Here is a 14,991-nt window from a genome sequence, read left to right on the forward strand (position 1 = left end):
GCCCTCAAAGCATCCGACTGATCGTGAAGCTGCCGTACACCGGGGTTTCGCGTTGGGTCTCGAATTCGCGGGTGCGGTGGTAACGGGCGAGGGCGAACTTCCAGCGGCCGTACATCACGGCGAGGCCGTAGCCGACATCGCCCACGAACGGGCGCTTGTCCACGCTGTGGCTGTTGCGGAAGGTGTTGCCATCCAGGGTGATATCGCGGATCACCCAGCGCGCGTCGGTGGTCACGAACAAATGGCTCGACCAGCCACTGGAACGTCCCAGCCGGCTCGGCGCAGTGTTTTCGCCCGCCGGGCGGGTGGGGGTGCTGCCGAAGTCGTCCGGCAGTTTCCAGCCAAAACGCGCTTCGCCACCGGCGTTCAGATGCGTGGCCATGTTGCCGACCGCCCCGCCCCAGTGCGAGATGAAATCCCAACCGAATCCATCGGCATTGCCGCTGGCATCGGCCGGCCACCGGCGCATACGTTCGTGCACCAGATTGATCAGCGGCTCGTTATGCAGCTGATTGTCCCAACCCTGGAATTTCTCGTCGCCCAGCGCATCGTGGATCGCATCCTGCGCTTCCTCTGCAAAGGCCCACGGGCCGACCACGCCAATCTGCAGCTGCGTGGTCCGCAGGTGCGCATCGTTGCGCGCGTTGTAGCCGAAGCTCGCCAACAGGATGCCCGCATACGGGCGGTCCTCCGGGATCACGTCGCGACGGGTGTAATCGGTGGGCGTAAAGATTGCCTGGCCGATCGAAAACACCATGTTCTGCTGATCGAACTCGCCTGGGTGCAGCCGCTCCAGGTAGCTGTTGACCCAGCGCGCAGTGCGCGGCAGGCACGGGTCGTCGGTGTAGTCGACCAGGTTGGGCGAGACCAGCGTCAGCACCGCACCGTTGGAATATCCCTGGTCCTGGTCCTCCCCGCCGAACAAATCGTTGTCGACCCGGAAATTGACCGCTGGCGGCGTGCGCCCCAGTCGGCTGGAATCGCACTGATCCGCAGCGATGGCCGGCATCGACAGCCCGGTGAGAGAGAGCAGCAAGGCAGCAGACAACGCGCGCGGTCGGAGCATGGAAGGCCTGGGGGAGTAGGAGGGACGGGATGGTGCAAAGGTGCCTGCGCCAGCGGCTGCGCCGCGTGAACGTACCGGTCATGATGCCCCGAGGGCTGCACTTGGGCGACGCTATCCCAGGCAGCGGTCCGTTCTGTCTGAGACATGCCGACACTGCGACCTAGTAGCGATGAAAAGCGCGCGCGAATAGCATATGATCCGCCCCCGGGGAAAGAAGCCCCAAGGAACGGCGGCCCTCACAGGCCATTTCATCACCAACGGATCGCGTTCGCCGACGGCAGCGCAGGTGTCAGGGGGAATAAACATGAGCAAGACGATTTCTGTGAGCGCAGCTGTACTGTCCGGCGTGCTGGGCATTGCATTGGCTAGCGTCAGCGCGCCGGCATCGGCCGGCTTCAAGGATGCCTTCAAGGGCAAGGGCACCGCGCAGGACCAACGCAAACAAGGCGTTGCGGAGATCCCGGTGTGCACCAAGCCGCTGGGCAGCCTGTCGGTCATCGAGCCGGAAGACGCAGTCAACTGGTGGACGGGGCAGCAGCTGCCGGCGCCATCCAAGTTGATCAAGGTGTTTGTGAACAAGTCACGCTGCTTCACCCTGGTGGACCGCGGCGCGGGCATGGCTGCATCGCAGCGCGAGCGCGAGATGGCGGCCAGTGGCGATCTGCGTGCGCGTTCCAACATCGGTAAAGGTCAGATCCGCGCGGCCGACTATGTGATGACGCCAGACCTCATTTCGCAGAACAGCAATGCTGGCGGCAGTGCGGTTGCAGGTTTGCTGGGCGGCCTGGTGGGCGGTAATGCAGGCGCTCTGGTGGGAGGGTTGAATTTCACCAAGAAGACTGCTGACGTAGCGCTGACCGTCACCGATGTGCGCTCTTCCGAACAGGTCGCCATGGCCGAAGGTAACGCCAAGAAGACCGACATGGGCTGGGGCGGGGCGGGCGGCCTGTTCACTGGCGGCGGTTTAGGCGCGGCTGGCGTTGGCGGTTATGCCAATACCGAAATTGGCCAGGTCATCACGCTGGCGTATCTGCAGGCCTATACCGACATCGTCACCCAGCTGGGCGGGCTGTCCGGGAATGCGGCGGCGTCCAACACCCAGCAGGCGGTCACCGTGACCCGCGCAGGGCGTCTGTTGGCTAACGCCAAGGGCTCCGGCGCAGCAGTGCGCACGCTGGAGCCGGGCATGATGCTGTACCCCACCGGCACCAAGGAAGGCGTCATGTGGGAAGTCGAAGACGAGATGGGGAACCGTGGTTGGGTGTCGTCGGCCATGCTGGAACTGTCCAAGTAAGCACAGGCCTCGGCCGGATGTGTTCGGCTGTGTCAGAGAGTCGGGCTGGCGTTAAAAATCCAGGTGCGCCGCGCGCGCATCTGGCCTTCGGGCGCAGTCTGATTTAGCGGATGTATCGCGCCGCTGTCGAACGCCATCGTTGAACAACCCCGCCAGTCGCCCACTGTCTGGCGGGACGAGCGGAGCCCGTGCCGTGCACGTGGCTCCGCTTATCGTTTCGGGGAACGCGCACTTGGGTTTGCCCTCCACCGGCCCGATAATGGGGCGATGGATATCAGCACCGACAACCCCGATCACGGCTTCCAGTTTCCCGGTACCTTCGAGCTCAGCGCCATGGGCGCAGCCGAGCGCGGTCTGGAAACCGAATTGCCGCGTCTGCTCGCTGCCACCGGCGTTGAGCTGCTGCAGGAAAGCATCAGCTGGAAGCACTCTTCCAGCGGCAAATACGTCTCGGTCAAGATCGGCTTCCGTGCCGAGAGCCGGGAGCAGTTCGACGCGGCGCATCAGGCACTGCGCGACCACCCGGAAGTGAAGTGGACGCTGTAGCGGCCGAACCTGCGGTGATCGCTGCTTCGATCCCGCCCGCTGCGTTGCGCGACCTCGGGCGGCAGGACTATCTGCCGGTGTGGCGTGCAATGCAGCGTTTCACCGATGCGCGTGACGTGCACACCGCCGACGAGGTGTGGGTGGTCGAACATGCGCCGGTATTCACGCTGGGCCAGGCCGGCAAGCCGGAGCACGTGCTGGCGCCCGGCGACATTCCGGTGCTGCAGGTGGATCGTGGCGGTCAGGTGACCTATCACGGCCCTGGCCAGCTGGTGGTCTACCCGCTGCTGGATCTGCGCCGGCTCAAGATCGGCGTGCGCGATTACGTGTGCAAGATCGAGCAGGCACTGATCGACACGCTGGACGAGTGGAATATCGTGGCCGAACGCCGCGATGGCGCGCCGGGCGTGTACGTCGGTGACGCCAAGATTGCCGCGCTTGGTATCCGGGTGCGGCGCGGCTGCACCTTCCATGGGTTGTCGTTCAACGTGGCCATGGACCTGGAGCCGTTCCACCGCATCAATCCGTGCGGGTACGAGGGCTTGCAGGTGACCTCGGTGCTAGACTTGGGCGGCCCCTCCGGGATGAACGCCGTCAAGGCAGTGCTGCTCGATCAGCTGGCCCGCCAGTTCGGCCTGACGCTGCACCCCGCCTCCGCAATGCCCGACCTTTCGCTTCCGGCCTGAGCGCCCGTACCGTCATGACCCAGCCTATCGCCCGTTCCATCCCCTTGCAGGTCGTCTCCGGCGACACCGCCGCGCCTGCGCCGCTGCAGACCGGCGTCAAGCAGATCGGTGGCGACAAGATCAACCGCTCGCCGGTGCAGTTTGTGGATGCGCCGGTACTGCGTAAACCGTCGTGGATCCGCGTGCGGATTCCGTCCGGCAACGCGGTGCAGAACCTCAAGGCCAAGTTGCGCGAAAACCGTCTGGTCACGGTGTGCGAAGAGGCCAGCTGCCCGAACATCCACGAGTGCTTCAGCCATGGCACCGCGACCTTCATGATTCTGGGCGAGGTGTGCACGCGGCGGTGCTCGTTCTGCGATGTGGCGCACGGCCGGCCCAAGCCGCCGGACGCCAGCGAGCCGGCAAGCCTGGCCACCACGGTGGCCGATATGGGCCTGAAGTATGTGGTGGTGACCAGCGTTGACCGCGACGATCTGCGCGACGGAGGTGCCCAGCACTTTGTGGACTGCATCACGGCCATCCGGGCCAGTTCGCCCAGGACCCGTATCGAGATCCTGACCCCGGATTTCCGCGGCAAGGGCCGCATGGACCGTGCGCTGGAAATTCTGGCGCTGAGCCCGCCGGACGTGTTCAACCACAACATCGAAACCGTGCCGGACCTGTATCCGAACGTGCGCCCCGGCGCGGATTACCAGTGGTCGCTGACGCTGCTGCAGCGCTTCAAGGCGCAGCATCCGTCCATCGCCACCAAGTCCGGCATCATGCTCGGCCTGGGCGAAACGATGGAGCAGGTGCAGGCCACTTTGCGCGATCTGCGTGCGCACGATGTGGACATGATCACGATCGGTCAGTATCTGCAGCCGACCCCGCACCATCACCCGGTAATGCGCTACTGGACGCCTGAGGAATACAAGGCGCTGGAAGACTACGGCAACGCACTGGGCTTCAGCCACGTGGCCTCCGGCCCGATGGTGCGCTCGTCGTATCACGCCGATCGGCAGGCTGCCGGCGCCGGCGTCGCTGCCTGAGTAACACCGGGCGCTCGACGCGCGCCCAGATAGCGCAGCAGGTGACCGCAACAGCACCGGAGGCTGCGAAGTCACCAGGGCGCTCGACTGTGACGGCGTCGTCCTGGCGCCGCCAAACCCTCCGTTTCATCGCCGGCCCTGTGCATTGCACGGGGCCGTGTCGTCTCCGGCTGTCGGGCTGCCAGCGCAAGGTACGGCCGCGTTCACAATCCGATACAGGCCCGGCGCTAGGCTGATTCAGCCAGCGGATGACAACGCCAGCAACTTTGGGCACTGTCATGCTGTCTGATCCGTTCACCGCCTTTCTTTCGTCGGCCTTGTGCCGAGAGCCATTCGATGACCTACAACGTTTCTGCGTCCATGAAGGCCGGCCTGCTGGCGCTGGTGTTGACCACTCCGATGGCCTTGCTCGCACGCGCCGATACAGCGCTGCCGGCCGCCGCCACGCCCGATCAGGCGACGGCGACCAAACTTGTCTACGGCCTGCTGTCAGACAGTCGCTATGCCTACCGTCCGCGGACGCTGGACGAGGGGATGTCCAAGGACGTCTTCAAGCGCTATCTGGAATCGCTGGATGGCGGCAAACAGTTCTTTACCCAGGCCGATATCGACGGCTTCGCGCCGCTGCAGGCCGGCGTGGGCGACGCGCTGCGCGGCGGCAACCTGGAGCCGGCGTTTCAGGTGTTTGCGGTCTACAAAAAGCGCGTCGATCAGCGCGTCAAATACGCGCGCGACCTGCTCAAGCAGGACTTCGATTTCAACGGTAGCGACAAGTTCGAGTACGACCGCAAGGACGTGCCGTGGGCGTCGGACGACAAACAGCTGGATGTGCTGTGGCGGCAGTCGGTGATGAACGATTGGCTGCGCCTGAAGCTGGCCGGCAAGAAGCCTGATGAGATCCGAAAGACCCTGGACAAGCGCTACGCCGCGCTCGCCGATTCGGTGAAGCAGCTGACCGGCGAGAATGTGTTCCAGTCCTTCGTCAACGCATACACCAACGCAGTCGACCCGCACACCGACTACTTCACTCCGCGCACTGCCGAGACGTTCAACCAGCAGATGTCGCTGTCGCTGGAAGGTATCGGCGCGCAACTGCAGAAGCAGGACGACATGGTGGTGATCCGCGAGGTGATCCCAGGTGGTCCGGCGGCGGTGGATGGCACGCTCAAGCCGGGCGATCGCATCGTCGGCGTGGGGCAGGCCAAGTCCGGCGCGATCGAAGATGTGATCGGCTGGCGCATCGACGATGTGGTGGCCAAGATCCGCGGCAGCAAGGATACCCAGGTGCGCCTGGAGTACATTCCGGCCGAGTCGGGCATCGACGGCAAGCACCGCATGGTGACCCTGACCCGTCAGAAGGTGCGTCTGGCCGAACAGGCGGCCAAGGGCGAGACGATCACCTTGCCGGCCAAGGGCAGCGAACCGGAACGCCGCATCGGCATCATCAAACTGCCGGGCTTCTATCAGGACTTCGAAGGCCGCCGCCGCAACGCGACCGATTACGCGTCCGCAACGCGCGACGTCGCCAAGCTGCTGGCTGGCTTCAAGACCGACAAGGTCGACGGCGTGGTGCTGGACCTGCGCAACAACGGTGGCGGTTCGCTGGACGAAGCGATCGAACTCACTGGCCTGTTCATCGAGCAGGGGCCGGTGGTGCAGGTGCGCGAATCCGGTGGCCGCGTCACCGTCAATGGCGACAGCAATCCCAAGGTCGCCTGGGATGGTCCGCTGGGCGTGTTGATCAATCGTGGCTCGGCCTCGGCATCGGAAATCTTTGCCGGTGCGATCCAGGATTACGGTCGCGGCCTGGTGATCGGTGAAACCAGCTTCGGCAAGGGCACCGTGCAGAACATCGTCGATCTGGACCGTTGGCCGGCTGCCGAAGGCCAGCGCTATGGACAGGTCAAGCTGACGATTGCGCAGTTCTTCCGTGTCAGCGGCTCCAGCACGCAGCACAAGGGCGTGGTGCCGGATATCGCGTTCCCGGCCAGCGTGGATGCCACCGAGTTCGGCGAAAGCACCTACGACAACGCGCTGCCGTGGACGCGTATTGCTGCCGCGCCGCACACCCAGTACGGCAACTTCGCACCGCTGCTGCCCAAGTTGCAGACGCTGCACACTGCGCGCATCGCTACCGACAAGGAGTTCCAGTGGTGGGAAGAGGACGTCAAGCAGTTCCGCGACGAAAAGGCCAAGAAGTACATCTCGTTGAACGAAGCCGAGCGTGTTGCCGAGCGTCAGAAGCAGGACCAGCAGCGCAAGGATCGTCAGCAGGTGCGCAAGCAGCTGGGCTTGCCGCTGGATCCGCTTGCCGATGACAGCGACGACGGCCTGACCGGCAACGAGCGTGACATCGTCAAGGACACTGCACGCGAGAAGGCGGCGGAAAAGCGTCCCGATCCGCTGCTGCACGAATCTGCCGCGATTCTCGCCGATGCGCTGGGCCTGCTTGTGCAGGATCAGCCACTGTCGGCGCAGGTGCTGCCGCAGTCGACAGCGCCGGGACGTTGGGCTGACTGATCGTTCGCTGAGCACCTGGCGACAGCATTGGGTTGAAGTAAAAAACGCCACCGCACTGCGGTGGCGTTTTTGTTGGCCGCCCCTTGCATATCGGGCGCGGCACCGCAGGCGGGTTTAACAGCTGATCGATTGGTTGGCTGCCGTGCGGGTGTGTCGTGCAAAGCTTCATTGCCTCCGTCGTGGCTTTACGCCAATGCCTGCCAAACGCCTTGCAGGCCGAGCACCAGCAACGTGGCGAAAAAAAAGCGCCGAAACGTATCGGCGGAAATGCGATTGCGCACCCAGGCGCCCAGCGACATGCCGATGGCGGTGGGCAGCAGCGCCCACATCGACGGAGCGATCGCCGTGCCGGGAAGCGCGCCGTGCCAGGCAAGGGCACTGGCCAGCGCCAGCGTCGCCACTCCGAAGCACCAGCCAAGAGACCGGATCAACAGCTCGCGCGGCAGTTGCAGTGCGGTGAGGTAGGGCAGCGATGGCAGCACGAACACCCCGGTGGCGCCACTCAACAGACCGGTGGATAGTCCGGCCAACGGTCCTGCCCAGCGCTCGTGATGCGCCTGCATCGTCCAGTGTCGGCGCGCCAGCCCAAGCAAGGCATACAGCGCCAGCAGCACGCCCAACCCGGCGCGGACTAGAGTGGGATCAGCGCCTGTCAGCACCCCCGCGCTCAGCCAGGTACCGAGTGTCACGGTTGCCAGCAATGGCCACAGACGTCGCAGCAGGGTTGGCGTGTCTGGCCCCCAGGCTTGCTGCACATTCGTCACAAGCGAAGGCAGTGCGAGTAATGCCGCTGCCTCGGCAGGCGTCAACCAAAGACCCAGCAGCCCCATTGCAACAGTCGGCAAGCCCATCCCGGCCACGCCCTTGACCCAGCCAGCCAGCAAAAAAATGCCTGCGATCAGATACCAGTGGATGTGCAAGGTCTGCATGCAGGCAAGGATCCGTGCGTGTTTTGCGCCACACAATGCGTGATTGTTTGATGCAGGCTTCGGTTGAGACGAAGGCTGAGGCATAAGATGCCCACCGTGGAAGGATCAATGGGCTAACCGGCTTCGTCGGCGGCGGGTGCACTTCGATTGACGTACACGTGCTTGGGGAGCGGTCATGCATCTGGAATTTGTGGATTTACGGTTGTTCATTGCGGTGGTCGAGGCGGGCAGCATCACTGCCGGTGCGCAGCGCGCGGCGTTGTCGTTGGCGGCTGCCAGCGCACGGATTCGCGCGCTGGAGGTGCAAGTGGGCGCCGCCCTGCTGGAACGCGGGCGCCGCGGTGTCAGCCTGACCCCGGCCGGTGGCGTGTTGCTGCGGCACGCACGGCAATTACAACGCCAGACCGAGGCGTTGCAGCTGGAGCTGGGCGGCTATGGTGGCGGCGGGCAGGTGACGCTACGGCTGGCGGCCAATACTGCGGCGCTGTCGGCATGGCTGCCCGAACGGCTGGCGGATTTTCTCATCGCACATCCACAGCTGGATCTGGCGCTGACCGAGCAGGGGAGCGACGAGGCGGCCGATGCGGTGCGCGAGGAGCGCGCCGACATCGCCGTGGTCGCAGGCCATGCCGACGTCAGTGGGCTGCAGGTGCTGCCGTTCCGTGAGGATCGGCTGGTGCTGGTGATGGCTGCCACTCATCCACTGGCCGGCGCCTCGACGTTGCGATTGAGCGAGCTCGCGGGAATGGACATGCTGGGGCTGGCTGGCGACAGCGCCTTGCAACGGCATCTGCGCGTGCAAATGAACCGGGCCGGCGCGCAGGTGCGCATGCGTGCAAAGGTACAAGGGATCGACGCGTTGTGCCGCATGCTCGCGCAAGGCATGGGCATGGCAATTCTCCCGAACGCCGCAGTCCAGCGCTCATGCGTGCGCGATCAGCTGGGCACGGTGCCCTTGGATGAAGCCTGGGCACCTCGGCAACTTTCGATCGTGCTGCCTCATGCGTCTGCGTCGTCGACCATTCTGCAAGCGCTGGTCGATTGTCTGCAACGCGACTGACCTGCGTACCGTCAGACAGGCCGGCATCGTGACAGTGTCACCTTGCCGGCGCGATCAACGCGGCCAGGCGAATTCGGCAAGCACCGGGTAGTGGTCGGATGGCAGGACACCGCCAGGACGCGCGTCCAGCGTGGTGAAGCGCGTCGGTGTCAGGCCGCGAAACAGGATCCAGTCGATGCGCCGAGTCGGGCGGGTGCTGAAGTCCTGGAACGTCTTTTCGGGGCCTTGCGGCGTCGCCACGCTGGCGCGTGCGTCCTTAAGCGTTGCGGTGAGCGTGCGGTAGGTGCCCTGATCGGGATCGCTGTTGAAATCGCCGGTCAGTACCACCGGAACATCTGCCGGCAAGCTTGCGATACGCGACAGGATCATGCGCGCACCTTGTTCGCGCGCTGCCTCATCCTGGTCGCGGTGCGGCAGATGGGTGTTCAACAGATAAAAACGGTGCTTGTCGCTGCGGCGCTCGAACAAGGCCCAGGTGACCATGCGCGGCAGGTCGGTGTTCCAGCTGCTGCTGCCGGGCACGTCGGGGGTGTCGGACAGCCAGAAATCGCCCGATTCCACCACCGACAGCGCGTGGCTATCGTAGAACACGCCCATATGCTCATCGCTGCCATCGGCGCGGCGGCCCTTGCCGAACCAGCGGTAAGCAGGCAACTGCGACGCCAGATACTGCGCCTGATCCTGCACCAACTCCTGGGTGCCGAAGACATCGGGATGGGTGTGCTTGATCAGCTCGACCATGGCCGTGCGTCGTACCGACCAGCGCTTGTCGCCGTCGGTGTCTACCGGCACACGCACGTTGAACGACATCACCCGCAATGGCGCAGGTGCAGGTGCAGGTGCAGCCCATGCAGATAGCGTCATGCACAGCATGGCAATGACAGCGAGCAATGGCCGAGAGACAGCGCGAAGGGACTGCTGTGGCATGCGATAGATTCCGGAATGGCCAGCCGCCAAGTCTAGTCCGCGTGCATGACATAGTGTGTCGGCGCGCGATTGAACAAACACGCTTGACGTGGCCACCTATCGGCGTAGCATTTGCAGCAAGCCGGCGGAGAGACCGCTGACTGACCAATCAACCGTGAGGGATTCTCATGGCAGCACAGTACGACTATCTTGTGTTTATCGGGCGTTTCGAGCCCTTTCATAACGGCCACGCTGCCGTCGCCCGCCACGCGCTGGGCAAAGCGAACAAGCTCATTGTGTTGATCGGCTCGGCCGACACACCACGCACCATCCGCAACCCCTGGACCGTCGCCGAACGCGCAGTGATGATCGAGTCCGCATTGCCGGGCGAGAGCGAGCGTTTGATCCTGCGTCCGTTGCGCGACCATCTGTACAACGAAAGCCTGTGGATTGCCGAAGTGCAGCGCCAGGTTGCCGAAGTGGTGCACGCCGATGGTGGCACGCTCGATGCGCGCATCGGCCTGATCGGCATGGACAAGGACGCCAGCAGTTATTACCTGCGCGAGTTTCCGCAGTGGCCGCTGGAAGACGTGCAACATACCGCCACGTTGTCGGCAACCGAGTTACGCCGTTATCTGTTCGAGGCTGGTGACATCGGCTTTCATGGCGGGTTGCTGATGCTGCGCGGCAATGTGCCTGCGCCGGTGTACGAGATGCTGGAAGCATTCCGCCGCAATTCGCCCAGCTACGCGCAACTGGTGGCGGAATACCGCTTCATCGAGCAGTACCGCGCGGCCTGGAAGGATGCGCCGTATGCACCGACCTTTGTAACCACCGATGCTGTGGTGGTGCATTCCGGGCACGTGCTGCTGGTGCGGCGGCGCGCCGAGCCCGGCAAGGGGTTGTGGGCGCTGCCGGGCGGTTTCGTTGCCCAGGAAGAGGGGCTGCTGGACAGCTGCCTGCGCGAGCTGCGCGAGGAAACACGGCTCAAGGTCCCGGTGCCGGTGCTCAAGGGCTCGTTGCGCGGACGCCAGGTCTTCGATCACCCCGAGCGCAGCCTGCGCGGGCGCACCATTACCCACGCATTCCATTTCGAATTTCCGGCCGGTGAGTTGCCCGCGGTGCGCGGTGGCGACGATGCCGACAAGGCGCGCTGGATTCCGATTGCCGAAGTCATGGCGATGGGGCCGCGCCTGTACGAAGACCACCTGCATATTCTTGAATTCTTCCTGGGTCGTGGCTGAGCGCGACGTCATCGCCTGCGTGCCGCTGCCGACCGGCGTCGGTCACGTCGATGCGTCTTGCTTGAATCACGACCTCCCACCGGCGGACAGACCGCTGGTTTTCCCGACGCGAAGGAGCTTCCGTCATGCATTACCTCGATAACCTGCTACTCAATACCGACAGCTACAAGGCCAGCCACTGGCTGCAGTATCCGCCCGGTACCGATGCCTCGTTTTTCTATGTCGAATCGCGCGGTGGCGTGTACGACCAGACCGTGTTCTTCGGTCTGCAGTCGATCCTGAAAGAAGCCATCAACCGTCCGGTGACCCATGCCGACATCGACGATGCCAAGGCCTTGCTGGCCGCGCACGGCGAGCCGTTCAACGAAGCGGGCTGGCGCGATATCGTCGACCGCCTTGGCGGACAGTTGCCGATCCGTATCCGTGCGGTGCCCGAAGGTGCGGTGGTGCCCACGCACAACGTCTTGATGACGATCGAATCCACCGACGCCAAGGCGTTCTGGGTGCCGTCGTATCTGGAAACCTTGTTGCTGCGCGTGTGGTACCCGGTGACGGTGGCCACGGTGAGCTGGCAGGTGAAGCAGGTCGTGCGCGATTACCTGGAGCGCACCAGTGACGATCCGGAAGGCCAGTTGCCCTTCAAGCTGCACGACTTTGGTGCGCGCGGTGTGTCCAGTCTGGGCTCGGCAGCCCTCGGTGGCGCCGCGCATCTGGTGAACTTCCTCGGCACCGATACCTTGTCGGCCTTGCTGCTGGCACGCGCGCATTACCACACGCCGGTGGCGGGGTTTTCGATTCCCGCCGCCGAACACAGCACCATCACCAGTTGGGGCCGCGAGCGCGAGGTGGATGCGTACCGCAACATGCTCACGCAATTCGCGCACCCGGGTTCCATCGTGGCCGTGGTGTCCGATAGCTACGACATCTATCGCGCCATTCGCGAGCATTGGGGCACCACCTTGCGCGAGGAGATCATCGCCTCCGGCGCGACGGTGGTGATCCGCCCCGATTCCGGCGACCCGGTGGATGTGGTCGAACAGTGCCTGCTATTGCTGGACGAGGCCTTCGGGCATCAGGTCAACGGCAAGGGCTACAAGGTGCTCAACCATGTGCGCGTGATCCAGGGCGACGGCATCAATCCGCAGTCGTTGCGCGCCATTCTGGAGCGCATCACTGCAGCCGGTTATGCCGCCGACAACGTCGCCTTCGGTATGGGTGGTGCATTGCTGCAGAAGGTGGACCGCGACACGCAGAAGTTCGCGTTGAAGTGTTCGGCAGTGCGTGTAGATGGGCAGTGGATCGACGTCTACAAGGACCCGATCACCGACCAGGGCAAGCAGAGCAAGCGCGGCCGGCTGACCCTGCTGCGCGACCGTCGCGATGGCAGTTACCGCAGTGCGTTGCTCGACGAGGTAGCCGCCAGCACCGACAGCGAAGATGCGTTGGTGACGGTGTGGGAAAACGGCGCGATGCAGCAGGAATGGACGTTGCAACAGGTACGCGAGCGTGCCGATGCCGCCCGGCGCTGACGGGTTGCACGCAGGCATGCCCATGCCCGCTTCCATCGACGCTGTGCCGCTGCTGCCTGCCTCACCGCTGTTGGCGCAGTTGCGCGCCACGGCGCCCAACCTGCAGCGGCGCGTGCCGCTGCAGGACGACAGCAACCGATGGCATGCGTTGCAGATCGGCGCACGCTGCTATCGGGTTGCGTTGCCGATTACGTTGACGCCGTACGCCTCGGTGCGGCCCTGTTCGGCGCGCTGTGGGTTTTGTTCGGAGAATCTGCGGCAGCACGCGGGCGGTCTGGCGGGGGCGATGCTGCGTCCGGGCCCGGACTATTTCGCGCAGTTGCGCAGCGCACTGCAGCTGCTGCATGCGGTGCCGTTGTCGTATTCGCTGTCGGGCCTGGAAATGACCGACGACGCGCAGTGGCTGCTGACCTTGCTGCACACCTTGTCGACCACGCCCAATGGCCCGCGCGTCGAGCAGCGCGTGCTGTATAGCAATGGTGCAGGCCTGGCGCGTGCGCACGCTGAGCGTCTGCTCGATGCGCTGGTCGATTTCGGCGTGTCGTGGATCGAGCTGTCGCGTCACCACCCGTTGCAGGCGCATAACGACGCGATCATGCGCTTCCGCGCGGACGAGCCCATCGCCGATGCCACGACGTTCGTGCAGACCGCACGTCGCATCGCTGCGCGTCTGCCGGTGCGGCTGGTATGCATCGTGCAACGGGGCGGGGTGTGTAGCGCCGAGGAGATCGCGCGGTATATCGCGTGGGCGCGCAGCTGCGGCGCAGGTCAGGTGATCTTCCGCGAGTTGTCGCGGCTGGATGATGCGTATCGCAACAACGGCACGTTGCGTTACATCGAGCAGCACCGCATCGGTGTGGAGCACCTGCTGGCCGAGTGCATGCAGCAGCCGTGGTGGTCGCGTTGGCAGCTGGACGGCATGACGGAAGGGTATTACTTCTGGAATGTGCGGATGCGCAGCGACGATGGCATGCAAGTAGTGTTCGAAAGCGCCGATTACGCGGCGATGCACGCGCGCCATGCCACCGGCGATGTGTACAAGCTGGTGTTCTTCGCCAACGGCCGGCTGTGTGCGGGATGGGACCCGGACGCCGATGTGCTGTGGGACGCAACAGATGGATGAGTTCGATCAGCGCAGCTGGTGGACGCCGGCACCCGATGATGCGGCCTGGGCATTGCCCGACGACCTGCGTGCGCGTGATCCGCTCAACGGGCGCGACTGTGGCTGGGTGAATCAGATGCGGCCGTTTGTGCGCCACTTCAGCCAACCAGGCGAACAGGTGTTCGACCCGTTCTGCGGGTTCGGCAGTACGTTGCTGGCTGCGGCCCTCGAAGGCCGCAACGCGCACGGCATGGAGATCGACGATGCGCGTGCGCAGCTGGCACGCACGCGGCTGCAACGGCACGGCGTGGATGCGCCGATCGTGGTCGGTAGCCTGGTGCAGGCCGCGCCGGCTGCGCCGATCGATCTGTGCCTGACCAACGTGCCGTATTTCGGTTGCCAGTGGCGCGGTGCGACGGCGGCTGGGCAGCTGTATGCCAGCGCCGACTACGCGGGGTATCTCGCCGGCATGCGCGCGGTGTTTCACGCGTTGCGGCGGCAGTTGCGTCCGGGCGCATTTGGCGTGGCCATGGTCGAGAATGTGCGTGTGGGCGGGCACATGATCCCGCAGGCCTGGGAGTTGGGCCGGATCCTCGGCAGCCTGTTCACACTGCATGACGAGCGGGTGTTGTGTTATCCGCGTGCTGCGGCTGGGTTGGACCATGCAGGCACCGACAGCAATCGCAGCCACGAGTACGCGCTGATCTTTCAGCACTGCCGCGCCCGGTTGGATGTACGGCAGGCGGCGCAGCTGCTGCAGGCCGTGCAGGCGCTTGGCGTGCCGGTGGTAGTGCACGGCAGTTATGCGCGTTGGCTGCAGTCGCCTGCGCTGGTGCCGCAAGGCCCGGCGGATCTGGACCTGATGCTGCGCGCCGAGCAGCCGCTGTGGGACCGCCTGACCAGCTGGCTGCAGGTGCAGGGCTTCAGCCTTAGCCTGTGGGGCGAACCCTGTCGCGCGCCGGTGGCGCTGGCAACGGTACGTGCGCATCACTACCTGCGCGCCGAGCGGATCGGTGCCGATGGCAGCCGCCTGCAGGTCGACCTGCAACTGCCAGCGGATGAACCGCCGATGCCCTGAGCC

At 64.6% G+C, this 14,991-nt stretch carries 13 protein-coding genes; 10 read left to right on the forward strand and 3 right to left on the reverse strand.

Features of this window, described 5'->3' with window-relative positions; translation table 11 throughout:
* Window positions 1-4: 4 nt before the first annotated feature.
* Entirely contained in the window at window positions 5-1,066 is a 1,062-nt protein-coding gene (locus tag ACZZ0O_RS09640) for a lipid A deacylase LpxR family protein (protein ID WP_323538688.1), read from the reverse strand.
* Between the two features lie 304 nt (window positions 1,067-1,370).
* Here ACZZ0O_RS09640 and ACZZ0O_RS09645 point away from each other — a divergent pair, with 304 nt between their 5' ends.
* From ACZZ0O_RS09645 to ACZZ0O_RS09665, 5 genes are all read left to right on the forward strand, one after another.
* Window positions 1,371-2,360: a CsgG/HfaB family protein gene (locus tag ACZZ0O_RS09645; RefSeq protein WP_311238977.1), complete on the forward strand. Its 990-nt coding sequence runs from the start codon at window positions 1,371-1,373 to the stop codon at window positions 2,358-2,360.
* Between the two features lie 267 nt (window positions 2,361-2,627).
* A complete protein-coding gene (locus tag ACZZ0O_RS09650; protein WP_055850635.1) occupies window positions 2,628-2,906 on the forward strand; it encodes a YbeD family protein in 279 nt (92 codons plus the stop codon).
* On the forward strand, window positions 2,894-3,592 hold the full coding sequence (gene lipB / locus ACZZ0O_RS09655) for a lipoyl(octanoyl) transferase LipB (protein WP_463590644.1): 699 nt from the start codon (window positions 2,894-2,896) through the stop codon (window positions 3,590-3,592). Before ACZZ0O_RS09650 ends, lipB begins: the two co-directional genes overlap by 13 nt.
* A gap of 14 nt (window positions 3,593-3,606) precedes the next feature.
* On the forward strand, window positions 3,607-4,620 hold the full coding sequence (lipA, locus tag ACZZ0O_RS09660) for a lipoyl synthase (protein ID WP_463590645.1): 1,014 nt from the start codon (window positions 3,607-3,609) through the stop codon (window positions 4,618-4,620).
* Between the two features lie 360 nt (window positions 4,621-4,980).
* Window positions 4,981-7,140, forward strand: a complete 2,160-nt coding sequence (locus ACZZ0O_RS09665; protein WP_193552426.1) for a carboxy terminal-processing peptidase — start codon at window positions 4,981-4,983, stop codon at window positions 7,138-7,140.
* Window positions 7,141-7,325: 185 nt separating this feature from the next.
* Here the strand turns inward: ACZZ0O_RS09665 and ACZZ0O_RS09670 are convergent, their stop codons facing one another.
* Window positions 7,326-8,069, reverse strand: coding sequence for a sulfite exporter TauE/SafE family protein (locus tag ACZZ0O_RS09670; protein WP_463590646.1), 744 nt, complete (start codon window positions 8,067-8,069; stop codon window positions 7,326-7,328).
* Window positions 8,070-8,244: 175 nt separating this feature from the next.
* On the opposite strand from ACZZ0O_RS09670, the gene ACZZ0O_RS09675 reads away from it, so the two are divergent.
* A complete protein-coding gene (locus ACZZ0O_RS09675; RefSeq protein WP_463590647.1) occupies window positions 8,245-9,129 on the forward strand; it encodes a LysR substrate-binding domain-containing protein in 885 nt (294 codons plus the stop codon).
* A 54-nt stretch (window positions 9,130-9,183) separates the two neighbouring features.
* Here ACZZ0O_RS09675 and ACZZ0O_RS09680 read toward each other — a convergent pair whose 3' ends face one another.
* Window positions 9,184-10,056 carry an endonuclease/exonuclease/phosphatase family protein gene (locus tag ACZZ0O_RS09680; RefSeq protein WP_463590648.1) on the reverse strand — a complete coding sequence of 291 codons (873 nt, stop codon included), beginning with the start codon at window positions 10,054-10,056 and terminating at the stop codon, window positions 9,184-9,186.
* 167 nt (window positions 10,057-10,223) lie between these two features.
* Here ACZZ0O_RS09680 and ACZZ0O_RS09685 point away from each other — a divergent pair, with 167 nt between their 5' ends.
* The 4 genes from ACZZ0O_RS09685 (at window position 10,224) to ACZZ0O_RS09700 (ending at window position 14,988) form a co-directional block, all read left to right on the forward strand.
* Window positions 10,224-11,279: a bifunctional nicotinamide-nucleotide adenylyltransferase/Nudix hydroxylase gene (locus ACZZ0O_RS09685; RefSeq protein ID WP_463590649.1), complete on the forward strand. Its 1,056-nt coding sequence runs from the start codon at window positions 10,224-10,226 to the stop codon at window positions 11,277-11,279.
* A gap of 125 nt (window positions 11,280-11,404) precedes the next feature.
* Window positions 11,405-12,808, forward strand: a complete 1,404-nt coding sequence (locus ACZZ0O_RS09690; protein ID WP_463590650.1) for a nicotinate phosphoribosyltransferase — start codon at window positions 11,405-11,407, stop codon at window positions 12,806-12,808.
* 22 nt (window positions 12,809-12,830) lie between these two features.
* Window positions 12,831-13,931, forward strand: a complete 1,101-nt coding sequence (locus tag ACZZ0O_RS09695; RefSeq protein WP_463590651.1) for a hypothetical protein — start codon at window positions 12,831-12,833, stop codon at window positions 13,929-13,931.
* The gene (locus tag ACZZ0O_RS09700; RefSeq protein WP_463590652.1) at window positions 13,924-14,988 is read left to right on the forward strand and encodes a DNA methyltransferase; all 1,065 of its coding nucleotides are present in this window, start codon (window positions 13,924-13,926) and stop codon (window positions 14,986-14,988) included. The genes ACZZ0O_RS09695 and ACZZ0O_RS09700 overlap by 8 nt, the downstream gene beginning before the upstream one ends.
* Window positions 14,989-14,991 lie beyond the last annotated feature (3 nt).

Source organism: Xanthomonas sp. AC360, from assembly GCF_979258225.1.

Excerpts from the sequence above, each read along its gene's own strand:
- ACZZ0O_RS09640 (WP_323538688.1), bottom strand. The coding sequence starts at position 1,066 with ATGCTCCGACCGCGCGCGTTGTCTGCTGCCTTGCTGCTCTCTCTCACC.
- ACZZ0O_RS09645 (WP_311238977.1), top strand. The coding sequence starts at position 1,371 with ATGAGCAAGACGATTTCTGTGAGCGCAGCTGTACTGTCCGGCGTGCTG.
- ACZZ0O_RS09650 (WP_055850635.1), top strand. The coding sequence starts at position 2,628 with ATGGATATCAGCACCGACAACCCCGATCACGGCTTCCAGTTTCCCGGT.
- lipA (WP_463590645.1), top strand. The coding sequence starts at position 3,607 with ATGACCCAGCCTATCGCCCGTTCCATCCCCTTGCAGGTCGTCTCCGGC.
- ACZZ0O_RS09665 (WP_193552426.1), top strand. The coding sequence starts at position 4,981 with ATGAAGGCCGGCCTGCTGGCGCTGGTGTTGACCACTCCGATGGCCTTG.
- ACZZ0O_RS09670 (WP_463590646.1), bottom strand. The coding sequence starts at position 8,069 with ATGCAGACCTTGCACATCCACTGGTATCTGATCGCAGGCATTTTTTTG.
- ACZZ0O_RS09675 (WP_463590647.1), top strand. The coding sequence starts at position 8,245 with ATGCATCTGGAATTTGTGGATTTACGGTTGTTCATTGCGGTGGTCGAG.
- ACZZ0O_RS09680 (WP_463590648.1), bottom strand. The coding sequence starts at position 10,056 with ATGCCACAGCAGTCCCTTCGCGCTGTCTCTCGGCCATTGCTCGCTGTC.
- ACZZ0O_RS09685 (WP_463590649.1), top strand. The coding sequence starts at position 10,224 with ATGGCAGCACAGTACGACTATCTTGTGTTTATCGGGCGTTTCGAGCCC.
- ACZZ0O_RS09690 (WP_463590650.1), top strand. The coding sequence starts at position 11,405 with ATGCATTACCTCGATAACCTGCTACTCAATACCGACAGCTACAAGGCC.
- ACZZ0O_RS09695 (WP_463590651.1), top strand. The coding sequence starts at position 12,831 with ATGCCCGCTTCCATCGACGCTGTGCCGCTGCTGCCTGCCTCACCGCTG.
- ACZZ0O_RS09700 (WP_463590652.1), top strand. The coding sequence starts at position 13,924 with ATGGATGAGTTCGATCAGCGCAGCTGGTGGACGCCGGCACCCGATGAT.